Here is a 20542-nt window from a genome sequence, read left to right as displayed (position 1 = left end):
CTAAATCCAGTATATCGAAATTTTCAAATATTAATATCCATTTTTTTCGATATTAATATCATGTTTTTTCGATTGACCAGCCGATGCTGAACGAGATTGCCGTTTTAATTGATAAAAACTTATAGACCTTGCTTCAAACTTGCTTCGATAAATTTATCCAGGTCACCATCTAAAACTGCTTTGGTATTAGAGGTTTCCACACTGGTACGCAAGTCTTTAATACGTGAATCATCCAGGACATAAGAACGAATCTGGCTGCCCCAGCCAATATCAGATTTCGAATCTTCCAGTGCCTGCGCCGCCTCATTACGTTTGCTCATCTCTAATTCATAGAGTTTGGCACGTAACTGTTTCCAGGCATGGTCACGGTTGGCGTGTTGTGAACGCTGGTTCTGACATGCCACCACAATACCCGTTGGTGCGTGAGTTAAACGGACCGCAGAGTCAGTTTTGTTAATGTGCTGACCACCTGCACCAGATGCACGGTAAGTATCGGTACGCACATCAGAAGGATTAATATCGATTTCGATATTGTCATCAATCTCAGGTGAAATGAATACCGCCGAGAATGAAGTATGACGGTTATTGTTACTATCAAATGGTGATTTACGCACTAAACGGTGAACACCGCTTTCAGTTCGTAACCAGCCATAAGCGAACTCGCCATCGACACGAATGGTCGCAGATTTAATGCCTGCCACATCGCCATCCGACACTTCCATCAATTCCGCTTTAAAACCGTGACGCTCGATCCAGCGCAAGTACATACGCAATAACATCGATGCCCAGTCTTGTGCCTCTGTACCGCCAGAACCTGACTGGATTTCAAGGAAGCAAGGATTTGGATCCATCGGATTGCTAAACATACGGCGGAATTCAAGATTACCTAAAGCCTGTTCAGCACTGTCTAATTCAGTCTGTACATCGACCAGCAGGCTTTCATCATCTGCTTCAACAGCAAGATCCAGCATGGCTTTGGCATCATCGAGCTGTTCAGCAAGACGATCAAATACACCAATGGTATTTTCTAGGCTGCCCTTTTCTTTTGCGATGGCTTGCGCACGGTTCTGATCATTCCAGATCGCAGGGTCTTCTAATTCTCTTAAAACTTCTTCTAAACGCTCAACCTTTAGATCGTAGTCAAAGATACCCCCGTAGTGTTTGGCTACGATCAGATAAATCTTTCAATTGGACTAAATACGGATTAATTTCCACGCGTGTTTTCTCACAATTTTTTCACTTAATCTGCTATTTTAACATAACTGTTTTGGTCGACGCAGCTCCCTTATTCTGGCTCAATATGTTGAAGAAAATAAAATCTAAAGTGAGCTTTGCTGCTTAATCAATCGGGCTTTATTTCATCATTTTGATTAAAATTTCTTAACAATTCACTTAAATTTGACTTCAAAATAGCCAAAAACACAATCTCTCCTAAGTTTTAATAATTCAAAACAATTGAAATTTATTTTTAAATATCAAAAACTTGTTATGTCAATTTTACAAATAGCTTACATTCGTACACTCTGCTTACGTTCCTATGATTGACGCACTTGTTATTTCAATTAGACTGGGAGTTGTAACAAAACATGTAATCAACATTCATTTGGTTCATTATCTCAAAAGGGGCATAACCATGAAAAAATTAGCAATTGCATCAGCACTACTCTCTGCTTTAGCAGTAACAGGCACTGCTCATGCTTATCAAGCTGAAGTCGGTGGTTCTTATACCTATAAAGACCAAGATCGTTTTGGTGATAATGATCGTTTCAGCGTAGATGGCAAGTATTACTTTAATCCAGTACAGACACGTAATGCACCGCTTGCAGAAGCAGCTTTCCTTGACCGTGCGAGTAACGTAAAAGCACAGTACGCTCATGAAGAAGATGATGCATTCAAAAATAACCAATATGGCGCAGGTATTGAATACTTTGTTCCAAACAGTGATTTCTATTTAAGCGGTAATATTGGCCGTGAAGAAATCAAGCCAAATTCTAAGTACGCAACAGATCACGATAAAACCAAAATTAACCATTATTCAGGTGAAGTTGGTTACTTACCAGCACCAGGTTTACTCGTTGCTGCCGGTGCAAAAACTGTTGACGTGAAAGACGGCGACCGTGAAACCAGTCCAACACTTCGTGCAAAATATGTCACTCAAGTTGGACAAAATGACGTGAACTTAGAAGCTTATAGCGCTTTTGGTGACAACAAAGAAGTGAAATTGAAAGGTGATTACTTCATCGACAAAACTTTAAGTGTTGGTGTGGATTATCAAAAACTTAAATATGATGACACGATTGTTAACTCAAATGAATGGGGTATTTCTGCGAAGAAATTCTTCAATCAACAAGTAAGTTTAGAAGGTCGTGTAGGCTTCGGTAACGATAAATCGTATGTTGACAATGACTACACTTCATTCGGTCTTCGTGGTGCATACCGCTTCTAATCAAGCCGAATAGATCTTAAAAAAATCCGCTCAAATGAGCGGATTTTTTTATTGTTTTAAATGGGCAATTTGTAGCTGCAGACTGGTATTGCCATTAAAGACATTACGTTCCAGCGTATAGACCAGATCGACATGGCCCAGCATGGGATCAAATTCAAAACGATCTTTAGCATTAAAAGCAATAGCATCGACCGAATGTGGCCCGACCGCCAGTTTCAATTTCAGATGCTGTTCTTTCAACCAGCGATAATCAATGACTTTGAAACGTCCCTCGAATTGAGGTAATGGAAATTTTTGTCCCCACGGTCCCAATTGTTCGATCCAGTCCAGTGTTCCCAAATGCAAATCGGCATCAGTCAATTCACCATCCGTCCACAAAGTCGCTTGAAATAGATCCTCATCCATCTCGGCAATCGACTGGGTAAATACGCTTTTAAACGCCTCAAAATGCTCTTTTTTCAGGGTTATGCCGGCTGCCGCAGCATGACCACCAAAATGACTGACCAGATGCGGATATTGCTCAGCCACCTGTTCAATGGTATCGCGAATATGAATACCTTCAATCGAACGTGCTGAACCCTTGATATGCACACCATCTTCATCAGGTGCAAACACCAGACTGGGACGATGGAACTGTTCCTTTAAGCGCCCTGCAACAATCCCAATCACCCCTTGATGCCACTGTTCATCAAACATCACCAGTGCAGCCGGTAGATGGGTCGTTTCCAGTTGAATATGTTGCAGCGCTTGCATTGCCTGCTGCTTCATCTCATTTTCAACCTGACGGCGCTCAAGATTCAATTGGTTTAGCTGCTGGGCCAGTGGATAAGCCGTTTCCATATCGGCTGCAAGCAGGCATTCAATGCCGATCCGCATGCTTTCCATTCGGCCCGCAGCGTTAATGCGGGGACCAACAACAAAACCTAAATCTTGTGCGCGTAAACTGGCAGGATCACGCCCAGCAATATCCAGTAAGGCCAAAATGCCAGCACGGCACTGCTGTTGCTGAATCCGCTTTAATCCGGCATCAATCAGGATCCGGTTGTTATAGTCCAGTGTCGCCACATCGGCATAGGTTCCCAAAGCCACCAGATCCAGATATTGCGTCACTTTAGCGCTACTTTTCCCTTGCTGAGTCCGTAAACTTGCCAATCGTGCCAGCACATAGAAAGCAACCCCGACACCAGCCAGAGCCTTACTGGGAAAGTCACAACCCAGCTGGTTCGGGTTTACCACCGCCTCGGCAACTGGGGTCGGTTTAGTGGTGAGGTGGTGGTCAGTGATGATCACCTGCATGCCTAGGGCTTGGGCAGTTTCCACCCCTGCATGACTGGAAATACCATTATCCACGGTAATCAGAAGCTCGGGCCGATAACTGTGCTGGGCCAACTCGGCAATTGCCGGAGTCAGACCGTAGCCGTATTTAAACCGGTCAGGCACCAGATACTCGACCTTGGCGCCCATTTCTTGCAAGACCAGCACCATCAAGGCAGTACTGGTTGCGCCATCCGCATCATAATCCCCAACAATCACGATCTGTCGCTGTTGATCAATGGCTTGATCCATCAACTCAACCGCCGTCTCCAGGCCTTTTAACGCTGGAGGCAGTAAATGTTTCAGTTTCAGTTCAAGCTCTTGTTCTGACTGCACGCCCCGTCTTGCCAGAATTTCAGCAATAAAAGCAGGCACGCCCTGAAACTGTTCAGGGCGTGTAATTAAAGGTCTTTTTTGAATTTGCATCTGTGTCATTTATGGCATCAAACGTTGTAGGGCCCAGTGGTCGTCTTGTTTTTCATAACTCAAACGATCATGTAAGCGATTTGGTCGCCCCTGCCAGAACTCATAATAATCCGCTTCTAAGCGGTAACCGCCCCAGAACTCAGGTTTATCCAGCTCAGCCTGGGCTTGGCTCTGTAATGCTTGAAAGCGTTGTTGCAGCACTTCACGACTCTCAATCACACCACTTTGTGGTGTACTGATATGCGCTGCAATCTGACTATCACGCGGACGTTTATGGTAATAGTCGGTCGATTCCTGTTCAGAAATCTTGGCCACCTTGCCACCAATGCGGACCTGACGCTCCAGACTCGGCCAATAGAATAACAATTCAGCATAAGGATTTTCCGCAAGGTCCAATCCTTTCTGACTGTCATAATTGGTATAGAAGTCATAACCTGCTTCTGTGGCACCACGTAATAACACCGTACGTACATGTGGACGGCCTTGTGCATTTGCGGTGGCTAAAGACATGGCATAAGGTTCATGCAAATTCGCGGCAAGAGCATGATTAAACCAGTTTAAAAACTGCAAGTGAGGCTGATCGCTCACTTGGGTTTCATGTAATTCACCTTGCTCATAACTCAAGCGTAATTCACTCAGGTCTTTAATCACATCATTCATGCGGGGTCTCTCTTAAGCAGCTTGGGCGTGAGCACGGACCGCATCAGCCAAATGGTTCGCCAATGCTTCAACTTCTTGCTGTTGATCACCTTCCACCATGACACGAATAACAGGTTCAGTGCCTGACTTACGAATCAAGAGTCGACCACGGCCTTTGAGTTGCTGCTCTGCTTTTTCAAACTCTGCCACCAGCGCAGGAATCGAATAAGGGTCAATCATGTCCTGTAGACGCACATTGACCAAGACTTGCGGGAATAGTTCAAAGCCTGCAACCAGTTCATGTAAAGCCTTACCTTGTTCCACCATTACGGTTAACACCTGAAGTGCCGCAATGATCGCATCACCAGTGGTACTCTTATCCAGCGTCAGGATATGACCTGAAGGTTCGCCACCTGTAACCCAGTTATTTTCTTCCAATGCCTGTAATACATAGCGGTCACCCACTTTGGCACGGACAAAGCCAACCTCAGCCTGTTGTAAGGCCAGTTCCAGCGCCATATTGCTCATCACAGTACCGACAACGCCTGCTGGCTTGTGGTTTGCCTGTGTCGCAAGGATATACAGGATATGGTCACCATCAACCAGTTGCCCGTGTTTATCCACCATGACCACACGGTCTGCATCACCATCAAATGCAATCCCCAGATCGGCCTGATGGGCTACTACTGCTTTTTGCAATTGCTCAGGATGAGTTGAACCGCAGTTTTCATTGATGTTTAAACCATCTGGCTCATTAAACAGTGGAATAACTTTCGCGCCTAATTCACGAAATACTGATGGCCCAACGCTATAGGCAGCGCCATTGGCACAATCCACCACGATTTTCAAATTACGCAGGTCGAAATGGTAAGGGAATGTCGATTTACAAAATTCGATATAGCGACCATTGGCATCTTTGACACGCACGCTTTTCCCGAGATTTGCCGTATCTTCAATGACCAGTTCTTTCTCTAATTCCTGATTGATCTGATCCTGAATGGCATCAGGTAATTTCTTGCCTTCACTGGAGAAAAATTTAATCCCGTTATCGAAATATGGATTATGCGACGCTGAAATGACGATACCTGCATGCGCATGTAGTGCGCGGGTTAAATGTGCAATCGCTGGTGTTGGCAAAGGACCTAACAGATGTACATAAACACCTGCGGCATTCAAGCCAGCCTGTAGAGCAGCTTCCAGAATATAGCCAGATAAACGGGTATCTTTCCCTAATACTACGATCGGCTTACTTTTCGGACTATTTCTTTTTAATACTGTTCCTGCGGCAAAACCTAGTTTTAATGCGAACTCTGGGGTAATTGGCATTTGTCCAAACTTGCCTCGAATTCCATCAGTACCAAAATAGCTCATGTTTTACTCACTTTCTTATCTTTTATATGGTCTGTAACCATATCCTTCTTCATCTTGATCACTTTACACCAAAACAAAAAAAACCGTCAGTACACTGACGGTTTTTCGATCGGCAAAATTACCAAAAATCAACCAACTCGGTAGTTTGGTGCTTCCTTGGTAATGGTTACATCATGCACATGTGATTCAGACATACCTGCTGAAGTAATTTTCACAAATTTCGCATTTTGACGAAGATCTTCAATCACAGATGAACCGGTATAGCCCATTGATGAACGTAAGCCACCCATCATTTGATGAACAATGTTCCCCATTGGACCTTTATATGGCACGCGGCCTTCAATACCTTCTGGCACTAACTTCTCAGCACCTGCTTTAGCGTCCTGGAAGTAACGGTCCGCAGAACCGGATACACCAGCCATCGCACCTAATGAACCCATACCACGGTAAGCTTTGTAGTAACGGCCCTGGAAGAACTCAACCTCACCAGGCGCTTCTTCAGTACCAGCAAGGAGTGAACCGACCATAATCGTACTCGCACCCGCGCCGATTGCTTTTGCCATATCGCCAGAGAAACGGATACCGCCATCTGCAATCAAAGGAATCTGATCTTTCAATGCATTGGCAACGCTGTCAATCGCAGAAATCTGTGGCATGCCAATACCAGCCACGATACGCGTCGTACAAATTGAACCTGGACCAATACCGACTTTGACCGCATCTGCACCGGCATCAAGCAATGCCAACGCTGCATCACCCGTTGCAATGTTGCCACCAATCACTTGAACTTGTGGGTAGTTGGCTTTTACCCAACGTACGCGTTCAATCACACCTGCAGAATGACCATGCGCCGTATCAACTACAATCGCATCGACACCCGCCTCAACCAAGGCCTCTACACGGCTTGGAGTTTCAGCACCGGTACCGACTGCAGCGCCGACACGTAAACGACCTAAATCATCTTTACAGCTGTTTGGATAGCTTTCGGCTTTACGGAAATCAGTCACCGTAATTAGACCTTTAAGCTCATGGTTCTCACCAATCACCAACACTTTTTCAATACGATGCTTTTGTAGCAAAGCTTGGATATTTTCTTTTGATTCACCTTCACGAACAGTCACCAAACGGTCTTGACCGGTCATGATGTTGCTTACAGGCTGTTCAAGATTGGTTTCAAAACGTGTATCACGCCCTGTGACAATCCCCACCACTTTGCCGTCTTTCACAACAGGCACGCCGCTAATATTATTGGCCTGGGTAATCGCAATCAGTTCACGCACTGTTGTCTCAGGTGATACAGTGATTGGATCTTTCACCATACCTGCTTCAAATTTTTTCACACGACGGACTTCAGCAGCTTGTGCTGCGATATCCATGTTTTTGTGCAAAATACCTATACCACCGTTTTGCGCCATTGCAATCGCCATACGTGATTCAGTCACGGTATCCATTGCAGCAGAAACGAGAGGGATATTAAGTTGAATTCCGCGAGTTAAACGTGTCTTTAAGGAGACATCTTTTGGGAGAACAGTTGAGTAGGCAGGAAGTAATAAGACATCATCGAAGGTTAACGCTTCTTGAACGATGGTCAGCATAACAATCTCACTGGTAATTTCCGTGAGCTATTATAAACAAATTTCGATGTGATTTTCATTTTCTATGATGAAAATAATTTCAATCGTTGTTTAAAAAGCTTTCAGCTAGAGAGTTTTACCCTTCTAATCAAATACATCCCCTTAGCAAACCTGATCATAATTGTCATTATTTTCAGAGGACTGCTGGTCAATCGCAACCAGCGGGATCAGGTTATGCGCCAGCCGTGCCTTGTTACAGTGCGAATCGGCAATCTGTACTTCCTTACAACTTGAGCTCCGAACTGGATAGATGGAACAACTAACTTGCTGCCCCACCTCACCTTGCAAGGCTACACATTTGACTTGTGCCTGATTGGTCCCTTTCATACATGAGTAGACCGCGGTCAACGGCTCAACCATGTGTTCAGGGATCAGCTCTGCCTCAGCCCAATAGAAAGAGACACGGTAATTTGCACAGCAGGCACCACAACTGACACAGGCATCGGGGGTCGCAATTTGAGACAACATTTTGTTAAAATTCTCGTTATCAGATTCAATCCTTGATCCGATAAATCCTAAGAAAATTTATGCCTGCCGACAAGAGTGTCTGATCAGTGATTGATGTATTTTCCAGTCATTTTCCAACCCCGGACATTTAGCTCATTTCAGCCGGCAGACTGAACACATATTCATTCATCAGATCTACACCACATTCCAGCGTTTCGATCCAATCCAAGAACTGATTGATCATCGCTTTACCAACAAAAGCGGTCCCATGCTGAGGCACAATCATTTCAAGATCCATCTGCCGAACCATATTGACCCAGAGACGGATGACTTTATTGGAACACATATAACGCTGGTGAAAACCTTTCATTTTTTTGATGTGGGCATCAAAGTCAGTAATCGGTAAGCTGGCATCTTCGACAATTGAAGCCCCCATATCACCTGAAAATAAAATTTTTGCAGTCGGATCATAGAACTGGAAATTTCCAACCGAGTGCAGGAAATGTGCAGGCACAGCCACAATCGAAGCTTCACCGAGAGGAATGACTTGTCCTGTATCTGATAGCTCAATCAGGCGCTCTTCCCAATTGCCTTTCATACGGTCACTCATAAAGGCCGAATTCAGATGCGGTAAAAAGCGTGCCCATAACTTGGAAGCCACCACTTTGGCATCGGTATAGACCAGCCAGCGGGGCATCGAGGTAATAATGTCAGGATCTTGATGGGAGGCCATCACATAATCCAGATTTTTTAGTTTGGTATAACGGTTCAGTTCCATGGTTAAAGGCACATAGGTCAGGTCACCGCCCGGATCTAAAACCGCGGCCCGATCATGGTCAATAATTAAAAACTGATTGGCCTGAATGCCTTCCCCTTTGACCAGACTGGTAAAACTGATGCATTTATGTGTGCCATTATCAAACAATATTTGTGACGTTGTGCGCTCGAAACTCATAGCTACCCCAGAAAAATTCTTTAAATATGAAATATTTTTTAATTCCATAATAAAATAATGGGATTTAATACATGTTTCAATCAGAGTTTAGATTTTTATCATTATTTATAAAAAAACCCGTCACGACTAGACGGGTTTTTTCAGGTTCTAACTCAATTAGAAGAAATAATGCTGCGCTAAGGTTGAGACACCCACCACCAGGAAAATTGCAGCACCAATTTTATGGATCAAGGAAATCGGTAATTTATCCGCGAGTTTATCGCCAATAAACACAGCCGGTGCATTGGCAAGCATCATGCCGAATGTCGTTCCACACATAACCCAGAATACACTGTCAAAACGTGCCGCCAAAGCTACGGTTGCAATCTGGGTTTTATCACCAATTTCAGCCAAGAAGAATAAGATGAAGGTGGCACCAAAAACCCCAAATTTCTGCCATTTATTGATGCTTTCACTTTCATCACCCAATTCATCCGGAATCAGCATCCAGATCGCCATGCCGATAAAGCCTAGGGCGAGAATCCACAACAGGATTTCAGGACTGAGTACGGTGGTAATCCATTGCCCCAACACAGCCGAAATACCATGGTTAATGGTGGTCGCAAGCAGGATGGCAATCAAGATCGGAACAGGTTTACGGAAACGCGCCGCCAGTAATAATGCCAGCAATTGGGTTTTATCGCCCATTTCAGCAAGGGCAACAATTGATGTGGAGATGAGGAATTCATACATGGTTGAATGCTCTGGCTAGCAAAATATACCGATGACCTACCCCTCCTGCTAGCCAAAATCAAATAGATTGATGCAGAGTGGTAAATCAAAGGTCTTGCCAACAAAAGCACAGCTGAAAAGCTGTTCTTGGTTCTTTGCTATGATGACCATGTTCGGTTGAACAATTATGTTGATCATCACCTCTTTACTTTGCGTAAAGAGCGGCTACTCCCCAATGAAGTAAGGCTATTCTAGCAAACAATAAAATGCTTTTGAATCGTTAAGCCCAAAATTTTTGGTAACTCCAGACCAAGAGACGGGCCAGCCCCAGAACAAATGCCAGACAGGTACTAAGACCGAGAAAACCGGAACTGCCCCAGCCACTTGCACCACCGACATGCTGTGCCTGATATTCCATTGCCATCACCACGGTCGCCACCAGCACTTCCAGCCCCATGACGGCATACATGACCCAGTCCCAAGGGAAATGCAAGAAACTCACCCATAAGCCCATCAATACAAAAACCACAAGCAATAGCGGCAACATTACCCGATATGTCATCAACATCCTTGCTCCCGATCTCAAAGAAATTTCTTATAGATAGAACCGTATTCTAGAGAAAAGTGTTTACAAATAAAGCCACAATTTTGTCACCCTAAAAATAGAAAACCCCGCCAAAGCGAGGTTTTGTAGATTCAAAAGCAATTAGAGCAATAAGCTACGAATGTCTTTGAGTAACTTGGTCAGCTTATTGGTAAAGCGTGCTGCATCCGCACCATTAATGACACGATGGTCATAAGACAATGACAATGGCAACATCAAACGCGGATCAAAGTCTTTACCATTCCATACCGGTTGCATGGTTGCAGGTGAAATACCTAAAATCGCAACCTGTGGCCAGTTCACCAATGGCGTAAAGGCCGTTCCACCAATACTGCCTAAGCTGGTAATGGTGAAGTTGGCACCTTGCAAATCTTTCGGCGACAATTTGCGGTCACGTGCTTTCTGGCTCAGTTCAGCCAGTTCAGTCGCGATTTGCTTAATTGATTTCTGGTCAGGATTACGCAGTACTGGAACAGTCAAACCATCTGGGGTCGCAACCGCAATGCCCATATGGATTTCATTACGTAACAGTACTGATTTCTGATCATCCGCCAAATGGCCTGCGAAATAAGGTTCTTCTTTTAGCAAGTGCGCAACTGCTTTGGCAATAAAGGCCAAGATCGTTAAGCTCAGACCTTGCTTTTTAAAGCCATCCTTCAGCTCACCACGCCACGCTTCAAGCTCGGTGATATCGGCCAAATCGAACTGTGTAACTTGGGGAATAAAGTTATTCAATGACAATTGCGGTACAGACACTTGCTGTAAACGCGTCATGGCTTTCACTTCACCGCCACCAAAGGCACTAAAGTCCGGCAACTTCGGTAAGCCTGACGCCACTGGTGCTGCTTGCGCAGAAGGTGCTGGCTGTGATGTCGTGAGACGTGCTTTTACATAAGCAAAAACATCATCCTTCATTACACGACCATGTTCACCTGAAGCCTTCACCTGACCAAGAACAACGCCAAGTTCACGTGCCAGTTTACGCACGGCAGGGCCTGCATACACCTTGGCATTTTCTGCTTCTTGCGCTTTGGTCAGCTTCTCAGCTTGCGCTGGCGCACTTGGTGCTGCTGTCGCTGCTGCCTGTGGTTTTGCTGGTGCTGCTTGCGTAGCCGGCGCTGCGGCTGCTTGAGCTTTTGGTGCTGCTGGAGCAGCAGCCTGACCACTTACCTCAATTGTTGCCAAAGCCACGCCTTGACGCACTTCTTGATTGGCAGAGACATGGATTGCTTTCACAATCCCTGCGACCGAGCTTGGCACTTCAACAGATGCCTTATCCGACTCAACCACGCATAGGCTTTGTTGAGCTTCAACGCGATCACCGACATTGACCAGAATTTCTGAAACAAGTGCTTTTTCTACACCTAGATCTGGTACTTCAATTTCAACATTACCTGTTGAGGTATTGCTTGCAGCTGGTGCTTCAGTCGTTGCGACAGGCGCTTCTGTTTGAGCTGGGGCAGCTTGCGGTTCCGGTTCTGATGCTGCATGAGCAGCTGTCTTCACCTGAATTAAGACCACACCTTCTTTGATGCTGTCGCCTTCTTTAATCTGGATCGCTTCCACAATCCCCGCAACCGAGCTTGGTACTTCTACCGTCGCCTTATCCGATTCAACTACAACAATACTTTGTTCCGGTTCAATCTGATCACCAACTTTGACCAGTACTTCTGCAACCAAGGCTTTTTCTACACCAATATCTGGAACTTTGACATCCACAACTTGGCTTGCTGTCGCTGTTGGAGCGGCAGCGGGTTGTGCTTTTGTTTCAGCTTCGACAGGTTTCGCTTCTGCTTTTGGTGCTTCGGCTTTCGGTGCTTCATTCGCAGGGGCTTCAGCAGCAGACTCTGACTCTAGTTCAATCAATGCGACGCCTTCAGTAACTTCATCACCCTGTTGAACCAGAATACTTTTCACGATCCCTGCCGCAGTGCTTGGTACTTCTACCGTTGCCTTATCTGACTCTAACACCAGAAGACTATCGTCAACTGCAACATGGTCGCCTACTTTGACCAAGATTTCTGCAACAAGCGCTTTATCTACGCCAATATCAGGTGCTTGGATTTGCATGATTATTTCCCCTCACCTGTTTGTGTTTCATTGTATTCAGCAACGGCCTGAACTTCCGGATGCGCTTGTGGTGCCCATGCAACTGGACGGTCGGTATCTAACTCAAAGTTAGAAATGGCATCTTTGACTAAACGTGCATCGACTTCACCTTCGTCAGCGAGTTTTTTCAACGTCGCAACAACGATATGTGCAGCATCAACACCAAAGAAACTACGTAAGTTTGCACGTGTATCTGAACGCCCGTAACCATCTGTACCTAATGCAACAAATGGACGACCATCTGGAAGATAGGCACGGATTTGTTCGCTATACGCACGCATATGGTCTGTCGCAGAAACAACGATACCTTCGGTACCACGTAACTGTTTCGATACCCAAGACTCTTTCACTTCTTCAGTCAGTGGGTGTAAACGGTTGTATTCTTCACATGCCATACCGTCACGTGACAACTCATTGAAGCTGGTGACACTCCAAACGTTTGAGTGAATCTGGTATTCATCATGTAAGATTTTCGCAGCTTTAATCACTTCACGCAGAATAACGCCTGAACCCATTAATTGAACCGTTGCTTTTTCATCTTTTTCGAACAGGTACATACCACGTTTAATACCTTCCTCAGCGCCTTCTGGCATTGCAGGATGCTCGTAGTTTTCGTTCATTACAGTGAGGTAATAGAACACACGCTCTTGGTTCACATACATACGTTGTAAACCGTCGTGTACGATCACAGCCAATTCATAACCAAAACATGGATCATAAGATACACAGTTTGGAATTGTGTTCGCCAAGATATGTGAATGACCATCCTGATGCTGTAAACCTTCACCATTCAATGTGGTACGGCCAGCAGTCGCGCCCAACAAGAAACCTTGTGCCTGTGCATCACCCGCAGCCCATGCAATGTCGCCAATACGCTGGAAACCGAACATTGAGTAGTACATGTACATTGGAATCATTGGCAAGTTATTGGTTGAATAACTGGTTGCCAACGCAGCCCAAGCGCTCATCGCACCCGCTTCGTTAATTCCTTCTTGCAGCATGTGACCGTCACTTGCTTCACGGTAATGCATTAACTGTTCTTGGTCTTCCGGAGTATATTTTTGACCGTGAGCGGCATAAATACCCAGCTGACGGAACATCCCTTCTAAACCAAATGTACGTGCTTCATCCGGAACAATTGGCACGACGCGGTCTTTAATGGCTTTTTCTTTCAGTAAAGCAGCAATTAAACGCACCATCAGCATCGTGGTCGATTGCTCTTTACCACCAGAACCATTTAATACCGCATCAAATACTGATAATTCAGGAATCGCTAAAGTTTCACTCTCTTTACGACGTGCAGGCAGGTACCCGCCTAATGCTTCACGACGCGCCTTCATGTACTTCATTTCTGGAGAGTTTTCACTTGGGCGATAGAATGGAAGCTCTTCTAACTTATCGTCTGTAAATGGCAAGTTAAAACGGTCACGTACATATTTTAAAGAGTCGATCTGCATTTTCTTGATTTGGTGAGTTTTGTTCACCGCTTCAATTTCTTCAGACAAACCATAACCTTTAACTGTTTTCGCCAGAATAACGGTTGGTTGACCTTTGGCTTTCATTGCTTCTGCATAGGCAGCAAACACTTTGTACGGGTCATGACCACCACGGTTAAGGTTGTCGATGTCTTCATCGCTTAAATCTTTGACCAGTTCCGCAGCTTCTGGGTACTTGCCAAAGAATTTCTCGCGTGTATATGCACCGCCTTTCACTTGATAGCGTTGGTACTCACCATCAACAGTTTCTTCCATCACCGCCTTTAAAGCACCAGACTTGTCTTTGGCAAGGAGCGGATCCCAATGACGGCCCCAGACGACTTTAATGACACGCCAGCCCGCACCACGGAATAAAGATTCTAATTCTTGAATGATTTTACCGTTACCACGTACCGGACCATCCAGACGCTGTAAGTTACAGTTCACCACCCAAATCAGGTTATCAAGCTTTTCACGACCTGCCAGTGAAATTGCACCCGTACTTTCTGGCTCATCCATTTCACCATCGCCCAGATATGCCCAGACTTTACGGTCTTCTTCTTTGATCAGGCCACGATTCATCAAATATTTCTGAATATGTGCCTGATAGATCGACATGATTGGACCCAGACCCATCGATACGGTCGGGAACTGCCAGTAGTCCGGCATTAAATAGGGATGTGGATAGCTTGGTAAACCGTTACCGCCAACTTCACGACGGAAATTACTGAGCTGTTCTTCGTTTAAACGCCCTTCAAGGAAAGAACGTGCATAAATACCAGGCGCACAGTGGCCTTGGTAATAAATCATGTCGCCGCCAAAGTTGTTCGAGGCGGCGCGGAAGAAATGGTTAAAACCAACATCATACAAGGTTGCAGACGATGCGAAACTGGCAAGGTGACCACCCAGATCATCTCCGGTCTTGTTCGCACGTAATACCATTGCCAAAGCATTCCAGCGGATCAAGGCACGGATACGGCGTTCCATATCCTGATCGCCAGGCATTGCTGGTTGTTCTTCAACTGAGATGGTGTTGAGGTAAGGTGTATTTAAGCGCTGGATTGGCACATGTTTCGCAATTGCCCGTTGATAGAGTTTTTCTAGTAAGAAAGCAGCTCGTTCCGTGCCCATGTGTTGTAAAACAGAATCAAATGCTTCTTGCCATTCTTGGGTTTCTTGCGCGTCAGAGTCGCCATAAAACGCCATACAATTCACCTTTTCCCTTAAGTTATTTGTCGACCCTATTTTTATCATGTTTTGCTTTCTAAGGGGTATGGCTCTGGCTGAATGGAAAACGCCTTATTATTTTCTGACAAAATAGTCATTGACCGAATTGAAACAAAAAACATAAAAAATCGCCAATAAAGGCGATTTTCTCTTAATATTTATATACAACTGTTAACAAATTACATTAAGGCAACATGGCAAGGTAAGTTGACGGGTTTTTACGTTGACCATCTTTCACCACTTCAAAATGTAAATGCGGTCCAGTACAACGGCCTGTACAACCAACATTGGCGATATGCTCACCCGCGCTAACACGGTCGCCTGCGTTCACGATCAGACGTGATGCATGGGCATAGCGAGTGATATAACCATTGCCATGATCAATTTCAACGTATTGACCATAACCCGTGCCCCAGCCTGATTTGGTCACGACACCTGGGCCTGTTGAATAAATTGGTGTGCCTGATGGTGCAGCAAGATCAACGCCTGAATGATGGCGGGTTGAACCCAATAAAGTACGTGTTCCCCAAGAAGAACTCACGCGACCTTCCTGTAATGGATGGCTGACCAACCAAGAATAACCGGTATTTGCAGAAAACGAAGAAGACGCATTGTCTTGAGATGAAACCGCGGAACGACCGTATTTCTTTTCGATCGTCGCATTGTTCAATTCAATGGTTTTTTCACGTAATTTAACTGACACATTCGAAATAGCTGGCAGATCCATATCTGCAGAATGAGTATAAGAACCTTGAGCCAGGGTTTTTGATAATTGCTCTAAGCGGTCATCACCTGTTGACTGACCAATGTTCTGATAGTCTGCAAAAGCAACCGAAGCAGCTGAAGCAGCCAATGAAAATGCGAGTAAAATACGACGCGTATGATGCATAAAAAACCTCTTGAAACCGTCCTTCAAACGTTCCTTTATCATCTCTTCCTTGATAACAGTTGAACCAAACGCTTAAGATGGACACATTACCTCCGAGGAAGTTCTATGTCTGAGCCTAACAACGTTTTCCAACAGAAAGGACAACACATAAAAACTGGAAACTTAACGTTTCTGACAACGCAAGTTACGCAATGGAAACAACTTACGAAAATTATTCAACCGTTATTGCCCCAACCAGAGCAATGGCAAGTTGTTTGTTATCAACATGGTGTTTTGATCATTACTGGTGAAAATCAAGCGATGATTAGTCAACTCAGCTATTTACAAAGCAACTATGTTGCGCAGTTAGCTCAGCTCGAAGGACTCAAGGAATTACGAAAAATCCAAGTTCGCTTAAGAAACAAAAAGGCTGTTTCTCGTGAACCCTCTCCCCCAACAAAAGCACTTACATCAGAGACCCAAGAGCAATTGCGCAGCGCCGCTGAATATGTGAGCGACCCTAAGCTTAGCCAAGCTCTACTACGTTTGGCAAGCAATAAAAAGTAAACTTCATACATGAAGTATCAAAACACATCAGTATATTTTGTGACAAAAATCTCAGTTTCGTTTGTTATAATATAACATAGCCAATAAAAGACAATGACTTATGTCACACTTACATACGGAATCGGACAATCATTCTCGTTATTAAATGTTACAATTTCATAGCTGCTTGGATCATTTTGAACATTGCGTAATAACTGATTATTCAAAGCATGACCCGATTTATAGCCATCAAACTTGGCAATAATCTGATGACCAAGCAAATATAAGTCGCCCACTGCATCTAAAATCTTGTGACGTACAAATTCGTCGGCGAAGCGCAATCCTTCCTCATTGACCACACCGGTATCATCAACGCCAATCGCATTATCCAGACTCGCACCCAAGGCCAGGTTATTGGCTTTGAGATAATCCAGATCTTTCATAAAACCAAAGGTTCGCGCCTCACTAACCTCATAAACGAAGGTTTCAGTCGAGAAGTCAATCGTGGCTGACTGGTATTCCTTGGCAAAGGCAGGATGGTCAAAGTCGATGGTGAAGTTGAGCTGGAAACCCGAATGAGGCTTGAAAATCGCCTTTTTATCATCGATTAAAGCCTCAACGGGCTTTAAAATGCGGATGAACTTCTTTGGCGCATCTTGCTCTGCCAGCTCACCTTGCATCAGCAGATAGATAAAAGGCCCTGCACTACCATCCATAATCGGGACTTCTGAAGCAGAGACTTCGACAATCAGGTTATCAATTCCCAATCCGGCAATCGCACTCATGACATGTTCAATGGTGCCTACTTTTATGTCATCGCGTACCAGATTTGAACACATAAATGCTTCTTGGATCAGCAAGGCATTGGCCGGAATATCAACAGGGGGATTTAAGTCAATACGGCGAAAGACAATACCTCCATCAATATGGTGTGGAACAAAATTGATCAGCACCTTTTGACCACTGTGCAAACCAATCCCGCTCGCTTTCACCACACGCTTGAGAGTACGTTGTTTCAACATGCCATACCAACTTCATTTGCAAAAACCGATATAACTTAGCATATTTTGCCATTTTAAAAAAATAAAAAAGGAGGCAATTAATTGCCTCCTTTCGCTAAATAACTGATTTTATTATTTACGCTGCTGATTTTTCAGGTAGTCTTGAATACTCATTGGTGATGAACGTGGCGTAGAACTTGCGGTAGTACTCGCAGGAGCGTCTACATTTGCACGTTTACTGATCGCTGGAACATCATCTTCATCAACCGGTTGTTGGGCCACTTGAGAAGCACTTACATGTGAAGCTGAAGTACGTCTTTTCTGGTCCACTTCACTCGCATTACGCGTTAAGCCCGTCGCTATAACTGTAACACGAAGTTCATCACGCGCATCCGGGTCAAATACCGTACCGTAGAAGATCTCACCTTCATCAAGGTCAACAATCTGGTTCACCACATCGGTAATGATCTCGGTTTCACGCAGGGTAATATCATCACCACCGGTAATATTAATCAATACACCTTTCGCATTGATAATATTCACATTATCAAGCAACGGGCTACGGATCGCCTGTTCAGCGGCTTGGCGGGCACGATCTTCACCACGACCTAAACCAGCACCCATCATGGCATAACCACGTGTACTCATCGCTGTTTTCAAATCAGCGAAGTCGAGGTTAATATGACCACGATTGACCACAAGGTCAAAAATACTGCGAACTGCATTCAACAATACATCATCTGCCTTTTTATAGGCATCTTTCATTGAAATATCACCATATACGCTGAGTAAGCGCTGGTTCGGAATGATAATCAGTGAATCAACATGTGCTTCTAATGCATCAATGCCTTTTTCAGCAGACTTTTGACGGCGACGGCCTTCAAAGTTGAATGGGGTGGTTACCACACCAACAGTCAGAATGCCCATCTCTTTGGCAACTTCAGCAACCACGGGTGCAGCACCTGTACCTGTACCACCGCCCATACCAGCGGTAACGAAGACCATATCAGTCCCTTCAAGGTGCTGACGGATCACATCACGGCTTTCTTCAGCTGCGATTTGACCCACTTCCGGATTCGCACCGGCACCTAAACCACGCGTACTTTGTTCACCCAATTGAATTTTGAATGGCGCGTTCATACTGTCCAGTGCTTGTTTATCTGTATTGGCACAAACGAACTTTACACCTTGAATATCTGACTGGGCCATGTGCTGAACGGCATTACCGCCACCACCACCCACACCAAATACTGTGAAACGGGCTTGACCGTTGCCATTGTCTAGTTCATCTTCTATAAATTCAAATGAGGCCATGACCTTTAGATTTCCTAATATTAATGGCAGTTACTTCAGCCCGTTACTGCCCTGATTTTTAAACAACTGATGTTTAGGATGCTGTTCAATAATCACCAGATTGTCAAGTACAGTGGCAGATTTAGAACAACTTCCTAACAAATTTTCCCAAAAATAACTACAACTTAAAAGATGGCCTTTAATTTGCTATTTAATGCATTCCAACCATTGGCAACCCGATCAACAAAACTACGATCGCTAGCCTCTTCTGGTTCTTCGACCGTATCCTGCAAATCACTCTGGCTAAACATCAACAGACCTGCCGCAGTGGCGTACATTGAACGACGCAAGGCGGGTAAGTGCTGATCCTCAGCATACACTTGCAACGGAGGATTACCCAGATGTGCAGATACACCGAGCGTACGGCGTGCCAGATTCACCATGCCTTCAATTTGACAGGCATCTCCGGTCAGCACCACACCATGATACAAACCATGAATCGCACCACTATGCTCCAGTTCTTCACGAATTGAAGCAAAGATTTCTTCATAACGTGCAATAATGATTTCTGCAAGCTCAATACGACTGATGGTTTGTGTACCATCAATACCTTGCACCTGAATCATATGGTCTGGTTTCACCACACTCAGATCGACACAACCATGTAAAATCTTGATGCGTTCAGCTTCTTCAGTGGTGGTTTGTAAAACAGCTGCAATATCACGGGTGACATTCTCACCACCACGCGGCAAGGTCCGTGCGAGTGCCAGACGACCATCCAGATACACCGCAATATTGGTAATGCCTGCGCCAATATCGACCAGACAGACACCATATTCTTTTTCATCTTTGAGCAGACTTGCCTCAGCTGTTGCCAAGCAAGACACCACCATTTTCTCCACCCCGATATTGGCCCCTTTCATGGCACGATCCAGGTTTTGCATGGTGCTGATCGGCATCATCATCAACTGATAATGGCCTGTCATGCTATGCGCAGACATATTGACTGGATTCTGCACCCATTCAGCCGAATCACCGAGCTCAAAGCCTAATGGCACCGCGCTGGCAAGATAATAATCCGGTGAGACATGACTGGCTTTGGCCAACTCGAGCGCACGCACCACTTCATTTGTCGTAATAATATGATCGTGGTTGGCGACAGGAGTACGACCTGATGCATAAAAACTTTGTAATTCAGTACTCGGAATAGACACCCATGCGCTATGAATACGGCATTCTGCCATATCCTCTGCTTCGGATACTGCATTTTTAATCGCAGCAATGACCTTGTCCAAGCTGACAATCTTGCCTTTAACCATGCCTCGGTTGCGAGCAGTTGCCATGCCAATGACCTGGATCTTATCCGGTGCATGGACCTTACCAATCAAGACTGAGACTTTATGGGTCCCAATATCAATCGCAACAACTGAGGGAACAGCTTCACTCATTACTTCAATACCATATCTTTAGTGTTGT

General features: G+C 44.9%; 17 protein-coding genes and 1 riboswitch. Of the genes, 2 read left to right on the top strand and 15 right to left on the bottom strand.

The window, feature by feature from the left end; all coding sequences use genetic code 11:
- Positions 1-119: 119 nt before the first annotated feature.
- A protein-coding gene (prfB, locus tag ACNQO6_RS09435; protein WP_440208806.1) for a peptide chain release factor 2 occupies positions 120-1215 on the bottom strand; the annotation gives its coding sequence in 2 pieces (ribosomal slippage) (positions 120-1142 and positions 1144-1215; 1095 coding nt in all).
- A gap of 418 nt (positions 1216-1633) precedes the next feature.
- Between prfB and ACNQO6_RS09430 the strand changes: the two genes are divergently transcribed.
- Positions 1634-2446 (top strand): putative porin, encoded by an 813-nt coding sequence (locus ACNQO6_RS09430; RefSeq protein ID WP_343579749.1) that lies wholly within the window; start codon positions 1634-1636, stop codon positions 2444-2446.
- A 48-nt stretch (positions 2447-2494) separates the two neighbouring features.
- Here ACNQO6_RS09430 and recJ read toward each other — a convergent pair whose 3' ends face one another.
- The 11 genes from recJ to ACNQO6_RS09375 all read right to left on the bottom strand — a co-directional run bounded on the left by recJ (position 2495) and on the right by ACNQO6_RS09375 (position 16247).
- On the bottom strand, positions 2495-4195 hold the full coding sequence (gene recJ, locus ACNQO6_RS09425; protein WP_440208805.1) for a single-stranded-DNA-specific exonuclease RecJ: 1701 nt from the start codon (positions 4193-4195) through the stop codon (positions 2495-2497).
- The gene (gene pdxH, locus ACNQO6_RS09420; RefSeq protein ID WP_440208804.1) at positions 4196-4846 is read right to left on the bottom strand and encodes a pyridoxamine 5'-phosphate oxidase; all 651 of its coding nucleotides are present in this window, start codon (positions 4844-4846) and stop codon (positions 4196-4198) included.
- 12 nt (positions 4847-4858) lie between these two features.
- A complete protein-coding gene (gene glmM, locus ACNQO6_RS09415) occupies positions 4859-6196 on the bottom strand; it encodes a phosphoglucosamine mutase (protein ID WP_343579755.1) in 1338 nt (445 codons plus the stop codon).
- A gap of 128 nt (positions 6197-6324) precedes the next feature.
- Positions 6325-7791: an IMP dehydrogenase gene (gene guaB / locus ACNQO6_RS09410; protein WP_005227887.1), complete on the bottom strand. Its 1467-nt coding sequence runs from the start codon at positions 7789-7791 to the stop codon at positions 6325-6327.
- Between the two features lie 141 nt (positions 7792-7932).
- Positions 7933-8298, bottom strand: a complete 366-nt coding sequence (locus tag ACNQO6_RS09405; protein WP_440208803.1) for a YkgJ family cysteine cluster protein — start codon at positions 8296-8298, stop codon at positions 7933-7935.
- Positions 8299-8425: 127 nt separating this feature from the next.
- Positions 8426-9232 (bottom strand): MBL fold metallo-hydrolase, encoded by an 807-nt coding sequence (locus ACNQO6_RS09400; RefSeq protein WP_150954191.1) that lies wholly within the window; start codon positions 9230-9232, stop codon positions 8426-8428.
- A 156-nt stretch (positions 9233-9388) separates the two neighbouring features.
- Positions 9389-9964 carry a TMEM165/GDT1 family protein gene (locus tag ACNQO6_RS09395; RefSeq protein ID WP_440208802.1) on the bottom strand — a complete coding sequence of 192 codons (576 nt, stop codon included), beginning with the start codon at positions 9962-9964 and terminating at the stop codon, positions 9389-9391.
- An 83-nt stretch (positions 9965-10047) separates the two neighbouring features.
- Positions 10048-10189, bottom strand: a riboswitch (yybP-ykoY riboswitch).
- A gap of 34 nt (positions 10190-10223) precedes the next feature.
- Positions 10224-10511 carry a hypothetical protein gene (locus ACNQO6_RS09390; protein ID WP_440208801.1) on the bottom strand — a complete coding sequence of 96 codons (288 nt, stop codon included), beginning with the start codon at positions 10509-10511 and terminating at the stop codon, positions 10224-10226.
- Positions 10512-10649: 138 nt separating this feature from the next.
- Positions 10650-12617 (bottom strand): 2-oxo acid dehydrogenase subunit E2, encoded by a 1968-nt coding sequence (locus tag ACNQO6_RS09385; RefSeq protein ID WP_440208800.1) that lies wholly within the window; start codon positions 12615-12617, stop codon positions 10650-10652.
- Between the two features lie 2 nt (positions 12618-12619).
- Entirely contained in the window at positions 12620-15337 is a 2718-nt protein-coding gene (gene aceE, locus ACNQO6_RS09380) for a pyruvate dehydrogenase (acetyl-transferring), homodimeric type (protein WP_440208799.1), read from the bottom strand.
- Between the two features lie 205 nt (positions 15338-15542).
- A complete protein-coding gene (locus tag ACNQO6_RS09375; protein WP_005227901.1) occupies positions 15543-16247 on the bottom strand; it encodes a M23 family metallopeptidase in 705 nt (234 codons plus the stop codon).
- A gap of 105 nt (positions 16248-16352) precedes the next feature.
- Here ACNQO6_RS09375 and ACNQO6_RS09370 point away from each other — a divergent pair, with 105 nt between their 5' ends.
- Positions 16353-16793 (top strand): DciA family protein, encoded by a 441-nt coding sequence (locus ACNQO6_RS09370; protein ID WP_004776248.1) that lies wholly within the window; start codon positions 16353-16355, stop codon positions 16791-16793.
- A gap of 98 nt (positions 16794-16891) precedes the next feature.
- Here the strand turns inward: ACNQO6_RS09370 and lpxC are convergent, their stop codons facing one another.
- From lpxC to ftsA, 3 genes are all read right to left on the bottom strand, one after another.
- On the bottom strand, positions 16892-17794 hold the full coding sequence (gene lpxC, locus ACNQO6_RS09365; RefSeq protein WP_343579773.1) for a UDP-3-O-acyl-N-acetylglucosamine deacetylase: 903 nt from the start codon (positions 17792-17794) through the stop codon (positions 16892-16894).
- 111 nt (positions 17795-17905) lie between these two features.
- Positions 17906-19087: a cell division protein FtsZ gene (gene ftsZ / locus ACNQO6_RS09360; RefSeq protein WP_440208798.1), complete on the bottom strand. Its 1182-nt coding sequence runs from the start codon at positions 19085-19087 to the stop codon at positions 17906-17908.
- Positions 19088-19251: 164 nt separating this feature from the next.
- Positions 19252-20514 carry a cell division protein FtsA gene (gene ftsA, locus ACNQO6_RS09355; RefSeq protein ID WP_005227908.1) on the bottom strand — a complete coding sequence of 421 codons (1263 nt, stop codon included), beginning with the start codon at positions 20512-20514 and terminating at the stop codon, positions 19252-19254.
- Positions 20515-20542: the final 28 nt, after the last annotated feature.

It is taken from the genome of Acinetobacter calcoaceticus, from assembly GCF_051947995.1.
In the GTDB taxonomy this organism is placed as follows: domain Bacteria; phylum Pseudomonadota; class Gammaproteobacteria; order Pseudomonadales; family Moraxellaceae; genus Acinetobacter.
Note: the sequence above shows the minus strand (reverse complement) of the source record. Positions and strands in the feature narration are given on the sequence as shown.

Bases quoted from the DNA above. Each gene is read 5' to 3' on its own strand.
- ACNQO6_RS09430 (WP_343579749.1), top strand. From the start codon at position 1,634: ATGAAAAAATTAGCAATTGCATCAGCACTACTCTCTGCTTTAGCAGTA.
- recJ (WP_440208805.1), bottom strand. From the start codon at position 4,195: ATGACACAGATGCAAATTCAAAAAAGACCTTTAATTACACGCCCTGAA.
- pdxH (WP_440208804.1), bottom strand. From the start codon at position 4,846: ATGAATGATGTGATTAAAGACCTGAGTGAATTACGCTTGAGTTATGAG.
- glmM (WP_343579755.1), bottom strand. From the start codon at position 6,196: ATGAGCTATTTTGGTACTGATGGAATTCGAGGCAAGTTTGGACAAATG.
- guaB (WP_005227887.1), bottom strand. From the start codon at position 7,791: ATGCTGACCATCGTTCAAGAAGCGTTAACCTTCGATGATGTCTTATTA.
- ACNQO6_RS09405 (WP_440208803.1), bottom strand. From the start codon at position 8,298: ATGTTGTCTCAAATTGCGACCCCCGATGCCTGTGTCAGTTGTGGTGCC.
- ACNQO6_RS09400 (WP_150954191.1), bottom strand. From the start codon at position 9,232: ATGAGTTTCGAGCGCACAACGTCACAAATATTGTTTGATAATGGCACA.
- ACNQO6_RS09395 (WP_440208802.1), bottom strand. From the start codon at position 9,964: ATGTATGAATTCCTCATCTCCACATCAATTGTTGCCCTTGCTGAAATG.
- ACNQO6_RS09390 (WP_440208801.1), bottom strand. From the start codon at position 10,511: ATGTTGATGACATATCGGGTAATGTTGCCGCTATTGCTTGTGGTTTTT.
- ACNQO6_RS09385 (WP_440208800.1), bottom strand. From the start codon at position 12,617: ATGCAAATCCAAGCACCTGATATTGGCGTAGATAAAGCGCTTGTTGCA.
- aceE (WP_440208799.1), bottom strand. From the start codon at position 15,337: ATGGCGTTTTATGGCGACTCTGACGCGCAAGAAACCCAAGAATGGCAA.
- ACNQO6_RS09375 (WP_005227901.1), bottom strand. From the start codon at position 16,247: ATGCATCATACGCGTCGTATTTTACTCGCATTTTCATTGGCTGCTTCA.
- ACNQO6_RS09370 (WP_004776248.1), top strand. From the start codon at position 16,353: ATGTCTGAGCCTAACAACGTTTTCCAACAGAAAGGACAACACATAAAA.
- lpxC (WP_343579773.1), bottom strand. From the start codon at position 17,794: ATGTTGAAACAACGTACTCTCAAGCGTGTGGTGAAAGCGAGCGGGATT.
- ftsZ (WP_440208798.1), bottom strand. From the start codon at position 19,087: ATGGCCTCATTTGAATTTATAGAAGATGAACTAGACAATGGCAACGGT.
- ftsA (WP_005227908.1), bottom strand. From the start codon at position 20,514: ATGAGTGAAGCTGTTCCCTCAGTTGTTGCGATTGATATTGGGACCCAT.